The 6,961-nt window shown below is 32.6% G+C and carries 9 protein-coding genes and 2 pseudogenes; 6 read left to right on the top strand and 5 right to left on the bottom strand.

Annotated elements, in window-relative coordinates:
• A partial coding sequence (locus B5P42_RS29960) for a MerR family transcriptional regulator (protein WP_258397562.1) occupies positions 1-548 on the bottom strand: 548 nt, incomplete at its 3' end.
• Between the two features lie 104 nt (positions 549-652).
• On the opposite strand from B5P42_RS29960, the gene B5P42_RS29955 reads away from it, so the two are divergent.
• Positions 653-1,360 carry an IS6 family transposase gene (locus tag B5P42_RS29955; protein ID WP_113735937.1) on the top strand — a complete coding sequence of 236 codons (708 nt, stop codon included), beginning with the start codon at positions 653-655 and terminating at the stop codon, positions 1,358-1,360.
• A gap of 229 nt (positions 1,361-1,589) precedes the next feature.
• On the opposite strand, the gene B5P42_RS29950 is transcribed toward B5P42_RS29955, so the two are convergent.
• The 3 genes from B5P42_RS29950 to B5P42_RS29940 all read right to left on the bottom strand — a co-directional run bounded on the left by B5P42_RS29950 (position 1,590) and on the right by B5P42_RS29940 (position 3,879).
• Positions 1,590-1,979, bottom strand: coding sequence for a hypothetical protein (locus B5P42_RS29950; RefSeq protein ID WP_044438579.1), 390 nt, complete (start codon positions 1,977-1,979; stop codon positions 1,590-1,592).
• A 277-nt stretch (positions 1,980-2,256) separates the two neighbouring features.
• The gene (locus tag B5P42_RS29945) at positions 2,257-3,198 is read right to left on the bottom strand and encodes a DUF3994 domain-containing protein (protein ID WP_113735936.1); all 942 of its coding nucleotides are present in this window, start codon (positions 3,196-3,198) and stop codon (positions 2,257-2,259) included.
• Positions 3,199-3,231: 33 nt separating this feature from the next.
• Positions 3,232-3,879: a hypothetical protein gene (locus B5P42_RS29940; protein ID WP_071744315.1), complete on the bottom strand. Its 648-nt coding sequence runs from the start codon at positions 3,877-3,879 to the stop codon at positions 3,232-3,234.
• 346 nt (positions 3,880-4,225) lie between these two features.
• Here B5P42_RS29940 and B5P42_RS29935 point away from each other — a divergent pair, with 346 nt between their 5' ends.
• The 4 genes and pseudogenes from B5P42_RS29935 to B5P42_RS29920 all read left to right on the top strand — a co-directional run.
• Entirely contained in the window at positions 4,226-4,342 is a 117-nt protein-coding gene (locus B5P42_RS29935) for a hypothetical protein (protein WP_002191427.1), read from the top strand.
• Between the two features lie 223 nt (positions 4,343-4,565).
• On the top strand, positions 4,566-4,667 hold the full coding sequence (locus B5P42_RS29930) for a YjcZ family sporulation protein (protein WP_000505688.1): 102 nt from the start codon (positions 4,566-4,568) through the stop codon (positions 4,665-4,667).
• Between the two features lie 347 nt (positions 4,668-5,014).
• Positions 5,015-5,383: a DUF3221 domain-containing protein gene (locus B5P42_RS29925; RefSeq protein ID WP_113735935.1), complete on the top strand. Its 369-nt coding sequence runs from the start codon at positions 5,015-5,017 to the stop codon at positions 5,381-5,383.
• A 100-nt stretch (positions 5,384-5,483) separates the two neighbouring features.
• Positions 5,484-5,798: pseudogene (locus B5P42_RS29920) on the top strand (YxiF family protein); the annotation flags it as partial.
• A gap of 47 nt (positions 5,799-5,845) precedes the next feature.
• Here B5P42_RS29920 and B5P42_RS32990 read toward each other — a convergent pair.
• Positions 5,846-6,069: pseudogene (locus tag B5P42_RS32990) on the bottom strand (N-acetylmuramoyl-L-alanine amidase); the annotation flags it as partial.
• A 172-nt stretch (positions 6,070-6,241) separates the two neighbouring features.
• Between B5P42_RS32990 and B5P42_RS29910 the strand changes: the two are divergent.
• Positions 6,242-6,583: a YolD-like family protein gene (locus B5P42_RS29910; RefSeq protein ID WP_113735934.1), complete on the top strand. Its 342-nt coding sequence runs from the start codon at positions 6,242-6,244 to the stop codon at positions 6,581-6,583.
• Positions 6,584-6,961: the final 378 nt, after the last annotated feature.

Below are 6,961 nucleotides of genomic sequence, written 5' to 3'. Positions count from 1 at the left end.
GCGATTTTTGCACCAGAACCATCAATTTCATAGAAAAACTTTTGGGCTTGAAAACCAAAATAACTTGTGATTGCCAATTGATTCAATTCGTAATTTTCCAATTGTAAGGCGATACGAATAGGGTAAATTTTATTATCTATTAGTTTATATGTGATGATTCTTTCATTCTTTTTAACATTAAGTCCGCTAACTATTTCTTCTAAGTTATTCAGTGCTACACATATATTTTCATTTGGTAATAATTCATATTCATATACGAACAATGATTCTAGATACTCTTTTTTTACTTCGTTATTTAAAATCGTAATTGCAGGATTCAGGCCTTTCAATTTATTTATTGTTTGATTTGCATCTTTTATCTTATTTATTTCCAATTGAAGCTTTTCTTCTATCAAATTACTTATTTCAGCATCTGATATCTTTCTATGAATGATTTTGCTGATTTCATTTAAGCTAAACCCTGCTTGTTTTAACAAATTTATTCGTTTAGCAGTTAGTAACTGATTTTTATCATAATATCTATAATCATTACTCGGATTAATAAACACAGGATTCAAAATGGTTCTGGTGCAAAAATTTAAGGACAATTGCAATGAATCTATAAATCTTGGACATACTGTTACTATTACTTTAGAAAGGGTGCGTGATTGGTATGGAAAAGAAAAATCCGTTCAAATGTAAGCACTATCAGCCTGATATTATCTTATTAACGGTAAGATGGTACCTACGGTACAACCTAAGTTTTCGTGATTTGGTGGAAATGATGGAGGAACGGGGTTTATCCATTTCTCATACAACGATTATGCGTTGGGTTCATCAGTATGGTCCTGAATTGGACAAACGGATTCGACGTTACCTCAAACAAATAAATGACTCTTGGAGAGTCGATGAAACATATATCAAAGTAAAAGGTCAATGGATGTACCTGTATCGTGCTGTTGATTCGAACGGAAACACAATCGATTTTTTCCTAAGCAAAACAAGAGATCATAAGGTTGCAAGGCGCTTTTTCAAGAAAGCTTTGCGGTCTTTTCATGTTTCAAAGCCACGTGTTATAACAGTCGATAAGAATCCAGCTTATCCGATAGCAATTGAACAGTTGAAAAAAGAAAAAAGCATACCTGATGGTATGCAACTTAGACAACAAAAGTACTTGAATAACATAGTAGAACAAGATCATCGCTTTATAAAGAAGCGAATCCGTTCTATGCTAGGGTTCAAATGTTTTGACACAGCTACATCCATTCTTTCTGGAGTAGAAGCCATGCATATGATTAAAAAAGAGCAGCTTGATTCACGGGACCAGTCTGTCCAAAATCAGAAAGAATTCATCCATCAATTGTTTGGACTTGCAGCATAAGATACGATTCCGTTAGGAATATATGTGCTTTATTCTCCTGTATTTTATTTTTGCACCAGAATCACAAATATCGTTCCTTGTCACTTCAGCAATAGATGATGCAGTTAACAAAAGCAAGGGTATCCCCTATTTCCAAGTATTTTTGAAAACCTAAGGAAAATACGGCCCCTATTATTATATGAATTTAATCTCTTTTTTCTCCACTCTTTACTTTTATTACGTTACGTTCTTAACAATTCGCAAATACATAGTATCCTTTTTCCCAGCGTTCTTTTAACCACCGCAATTTAAATTCCATGTTTGGTTCATAGGTAACAGCTACTTCCATCAGTTTATATTCCTCTAGAATTTCCAAACATCTATTTGGGCTCGGAAGCGTGCGTATAAACTTAATATCCTCATCCTCCATAAAACCCCATACAATTCCCTTAAAATTAATTGGGAGTAGTTCCAATATCGTATCTCTACTTAATCCCGATGATTCTAAAAAATCTTGAAGATACGATAAGGATAAATATGTCCATGAAGTACTTTGATACTCCTCTCCCAAATTTAAATTCTTATCGCTATTAGTACCACTACATTCAGTATGTCTTATCGCTTCTATTCCCCATTTCATCTTTTTCCCTCACAATCATTATTCCCAGAATCGACTAATAAGTATTTTTACAAATTTATACCAGTTACCTTTAAACATCATAATGGACTTCTCTATTCCTTCTTTTCACATAATGAATATATAGGTAGCATGAACAAATCATATTTATTATCATCGTAGAAAAACTATAAAACACATTGATTCCTAAAACATCACAGAATAATAAAGCAACCATGCTTAAAAGCTAACGTAATTAGTTTCTTTGCTTTCATATTCATATACTCCTTTGATTGTATGATTATTTGCGTCTTTCAGCTGTTATTGTATTGCCTTTACTGTCAGTCATTTTTAGAGAACCTGCTCGTAAGAATTCAAGTTTATACTCTACAAATGCATTTGTATTCTTTGCATCTATCTTCTTACCGTCTTTTACAAACTCAGTAGGTAACAATGTGACTTGTTTCTTGTCTGCATCGAAAAGCCATGTTCCTGTCATGTGATTGTCTTCATAAGAAGATTTACCTGTATCATCATAAGCAGTAAATGAATTATCTTCACGGAAGTCTAACCCTTTATGGAATTCAGAACCTTTGTAACTACCCCACTCACCTAGTAACTCCTTACCGTCTTTTGATACTTGTACACTGTCATCATCAGAATTAGAAGTTGAAGGCTTATCGAACTGTACTCCTGTTTTCTTACCAAGTTCGTTTGCTTGGTCTAATTGGGCGTCTTGAAGTGGTGCATAGCCTTTTTGCCAATACTCATTACCTTCTTTAATTAAGTCCATTGACTTTTGAGACTTATTTCGGTCTTCATCTGTAACTTTTCCTTTTCCTTTGCCTTTTATAATTTCAACTTGTAATGCATAGGCTTTACTGTAACAATCTACAGCTTTTAAGATTTCTTTATGTGAGTCTTCAAACTCTTTTGGCGGTTCTATTTTCTTAAACTTAGCAATACTTTTCTGTACCTCAGACTCTTCTTTCACTATCTCTTTTACTAAAGACTTTTCATCTTTGTCTTTATCCATTGCTAACTCAGTTATAACCGTAATTTTCTGTACTAACTCAGAAGATAAATTCGTCATACGTGTTGGGTACTTCTCTTTTGACAACTTCTCCTTCGTCTCTTCTTTAGACTCTACTTTCTCTTTCGGCTTTGCTTCTGTTTTATCAGTTCCACAACCTACTAACAACATGAAAGGTACTGCTAACGCTACAAGTTTCTTTGCTTTCATACATCATACCCCTATTTGAATGAATTTTGATTATTAGTTTGTTTTACTTGCAATACTCTTTGTTGCTTCTTCGAATAGCTTTGCACCTTGATTTGATTTTATAATTGATTCTTTCAGTTTACTTTCACTCTCTTCCTCTACTGCTTCTGAAAGGAGTTGGAATGCATCATAATATAAGTCCATTGATTCTTTTATCTTGTCATGCTCTGCTTTCAGTTCAGTTGGTGGTTCAAGATACTTTATTTTTCTTACATATGCTTGTGACCCACCTGTTACAAGTTGTATTTCACTCTTCTTTAAGCTTACTGATTTAATGTCTGATTTTGCTGAGTCTTCAATCAATCGTAGTGTTTCGTCTATTTTATTTGCATTGTCTAAAATATCTTGCTTGTATTTGTCAACTTCTGAACCAGTTACCTTACTAGAAGAGTTGGAAGAACTAGTAGAGTTAGAAGTACTTGACTTACTTGTCTCCTTATCTTCACCTTTCGCTACAGATAAGCTATCCTCTTTCTTGCTATCAGTTGACTTACTCTCTTTTTCAGAAGTCTTACTCTCTTTTTCTATCTTTTGCGTTTCTTCTTTCTTTGGTTCAGCTTTCTTACCATCAGTTTCAATTGTAATACAACCACTCAATAACATAACTGGTAACGCTAAACTTACTAATTTCTTTGCTTTCATGATTCCTAATACCCCTTTATTTGTAAAATTTAGTGCAAACAAGTTAATATACTTAACTAAGAAATTTTCCCCGAATAATTTCTTAGAAACTACTATCCATAGATTACCTGTATATTCATAATCTTTCTATATATATCATTTTACAAAGAATTACAAATATGGTCAAAGGTATTTATGTAGTCTTTAAAGGTAAATTTATTAGATGAAAAGAAAAGTTTTATTTTTAAACCTTTTCTAATACGATCAATTGTTCATTTTCTAACGAACAAATTACAAACGAAGGTTGAGTCGTGAACATCGATTCATCGTTATTACAACAAAACAAAGGTGAAGAGGCGGATCAATAATGAAGAAAATTAACCTACTTATTGCCGGGGTGCTAACTTTAGGGTTAGTCGCTTGCGGTACAGAAGAAACAGAAGTCAAAACAAAAAAAGAAACGAAGAAAGCAGAAGAACAATAATGCCAAGAACGAGAAAGATACAATAAAATAATAGTTGAATGGGAGTCCAATACATATTATTAAAATTAAAGTGGTTCTAGTCGGAGGAAGGCACCTTAGGGTGTCTTTTCTTTATTTTCAAAAGGACCTGCTCAATTAATACGTAAAAACATAAGGTAAAGTGAATCCATTAAAATACATGAGTGACCTTAATTTTCCCCTCCTACTCAAAGGAGAGATTAAAATGGGCTTTGGTGGTAGTTGCAGTAGTTGTGGAGGCGGCTTTGCTTTATTAGTTGTATTATTTATTCTATTAATCATCGTTGGAGCTTCTTGCTTCTGCTAAAAAAACTATCGGAAAAGACACTCTTATATGAGTGTCTTTTCTTTATGGGATACTGACCGCAAAACGCGGATTTTATACGCTAAGAATACGCAGGATTTCATGCAGGCTACGAGAACGGTTTGAACTGCCCAATGCTGTTGTGACAGGAATGTATGAAATCTTGCATACAGCGGAGGGAACAGAAAGCTGGTAAAATCCCGGTATAAATGGCTTTCTGGGATTTGGTTACTTCTGATAATATTACATTATGTTAATCTGATATGTATAGAGTATGCAAAAAAGGAACGCCGGAGAATAAAATACTTAGATTCCTTTTTATGGTAAAGTTTTCTGTAAGGAGGGACAGGATGAATAAAAAACTATTAATAATTCTAATAGGAATTACAACTATAATCATATTTTATTTTCTATTGACTAGAAATGATAAACCTAAAAATGATTCGCTCGATTTTGGCGTATCGACAAATGAAGGATATATATTGCTCAAAGAAGAACGTATATATTTTGTTACGAATCAAGATATAAAGACAGGAGATATAGAAACATATATAAGGGAACAAATGAAAAAAGAGCATCCGACTGATATTGTTCTACACTTTAAAAGTACTTACGGACAACTAGAGAATGGTCAAAAAATTAAAATCTGTTATACAGAAATCCGGGAATCTTATCCAGCACAGATCCCTGTTCTAAAATACAAAGTATTAGAAAAGTAAATTACTTCCGCTTTCGTGAATTATGTAAATGAGCTGTCCATATGGGCAGCTCATTATTTTTTTGCTTAGACCAAATGTTTTCCCTTACAACATTTATTGTATTAAAATTTTTGGTAGCACTGATTATAAAGAAAATGGAAGACTATCAATAACACTGTTAAAAGAAACAGCTAAAGCCATTAAATTTCCAGTTAATCAAGGGAGACTCTTTTTCTCTAAGGGTGGTAAATTTGAAGTAGTTAAGCTGAACATTGCTGAAGTATTTGATAATTTAGAAGAGTTATCAACCATATCAAGATTTCTAACTGGGTATGCGGATTTTGTATTAGTTGGTGATGATTTAGAATTCGGCGTATGTATTGAGAGAACGGAATATCATTATGAATTCAGTATGTGGGGATTAACGAAAATCTAAATTATGAAAATAGACAAAACCACCTTTTTGATAGGTGGTTTTGTCTACTATTTCACATACACATAGGCTTCATTTGCTGTTACATAGTATGTTTTACCTTTGCTATTGTGTACTTTATATTGTGGTGAGCCATTGACACTTACTTTCGCATCAATCATGAATCCTAATCCTATATCTACAGAGCCAGCAACATCTTTATCTTGCCAAGAAGGGTATTATTGAAACGTAGATTATTAACCTTAGCAACAACATGCTTACCTACAAAGGGACTCCACAGTAATTTCTCCTATTATATATATAAATCATGCTTAGTTAAATTGGTTTAACTTTATATGGAGCCAAAACCTCTAAAAACTTATTTTATAATTACATAAATAATCCCAATATATTTAAAATATGATATAATGATGCATTGATTACTAGTAATTAGGGGGATATACAGCATGAACTATACAAATATGCCAAAAAGAATAGGAATGGTTAAGCGGACTCCATTCGCTTCGATACCGAAGAAATTCATCGGTATTGGTAAGATTGTTAAAAAGCAGACAAAAGTAGAGCGCCCTACATTAACCCAAGACGAACAAGAACGTATTGAAAACATGTTATTATGTTCATTTCTTTCTGAAGAGAAGAAATTGATTACTTATTACAGAGATGATCATTTGCTTACTAGATATTTGACTGTAACTGACATAAATCCGATAAAAAATTTAATAACTTGTACTGATGAATCTTATAACAGAATTTTTCTTAAATTTATGGATATAATTGATTTAAGATAAAAAACATACTGTTTATAAAGTTTGATTAAAAACCTCTTACAAATCCACATTCTATGTTACACAAAAAGACTCCATTTTGAAAAAAATTTGATCAAAATAGAGTCTTTCTTTGTGACTGGATGTTCAATTTTTATAAAAAGGTTTGATCAAAACACATTTAGAATTCTTTAATTGAAAAAATATAGCATCGCATCTTTCTTATAAACATCGTGATTTTATTTCATATCCATATCTTAAGTTGATGGGCATGTATGGTGCTTCCTATATGTAGTTTTAAATACAAAATTAACGATTTCCGCTCAAATTGAACTTACAAAAAAAAGCTGCTTCATCAGCAGCTTTCTCCCTATCTATTATATTGGTTCTGGTGCAAAAATA

It is taken from the genome of Bacillus sp. SRB_331 (genome assembly GCF_003264175.1).
In the GTDB taxonomy this organism is placed as follows: domain Bacteria; phylum Bacillota; class Bacilli; order Bacillales; family Bacillaceae_G; genus Bacillus_A; species Bacillus_A mycoides.
The sequence above is the reverse complement of the archived record's forward strand: the minus strand, read 5'-3'. Positions and strand labels throughout refer to the sequence as shown.

What these genes read in the sequence shown, in the direction of transcription:
- B5P42_RS29910 (WP_113735934.1), top strand. Translation starts at nt 6,242, where the DNA reads ATGAACTATACAAATATGCCAAAAAGAATAGGAATGGTTAAGCGGACT.
- B5P42_RS29930 (WP_000505688.1), top strand. Translation starts at nt 4,566, where the DNA reads ATGGGCTTTGGTGGTAGTTGCAGTAGTTGTGGAGGCGGCTTTGCTTTA.
- B5P42_RS29935 (WP_002191427.1), top strand. Translation starts at nt 4,226, where the DNA reads ATGAAGAAAATTAACCTACTTATTGCCGGGGTGCTAACTTTAGGGTTA.
- B5P42_RS29945 (WP_113735936.1), bottom strand. Translation starts at nt 3,198, where the DNA reads ATGAAAGCAAAGAAACTTGTAGCGTTAGCAGTACCTTTCATGTTGTTA.
- B5P42_RS29925 (WP_113735935.1), top strand. Translation starts at nt 5,015, where the DNA reads ATGAATAAAAAACTATTAATAATTCTAATAGGAATTACAACTATAATC.
- B5P42_RS29955 (WP_113735937.1), top strand. Translation starts at nt 653, where the DNA reads ATGGAAAAGAAAAATCCGTTCAAATGTAAGCACTATCAGCCTGATATT.
- B5P42_RS29950 (WP_044438579.1), bottom strand. Translation starts at nt 1,979, where the DNA reads ATGAAATGGGGAATAGAAGCGATAAGACATACTGAATGTAGTGGTACT.
- B5P42_RS29940 (WP_071744315.1), bottom strand. Translation starts at nt 3,879, where the DNA reads ATGAAAGCAAAGAAATTAGTAAGTTTAGCGTTACCAGTTATGTTATTG.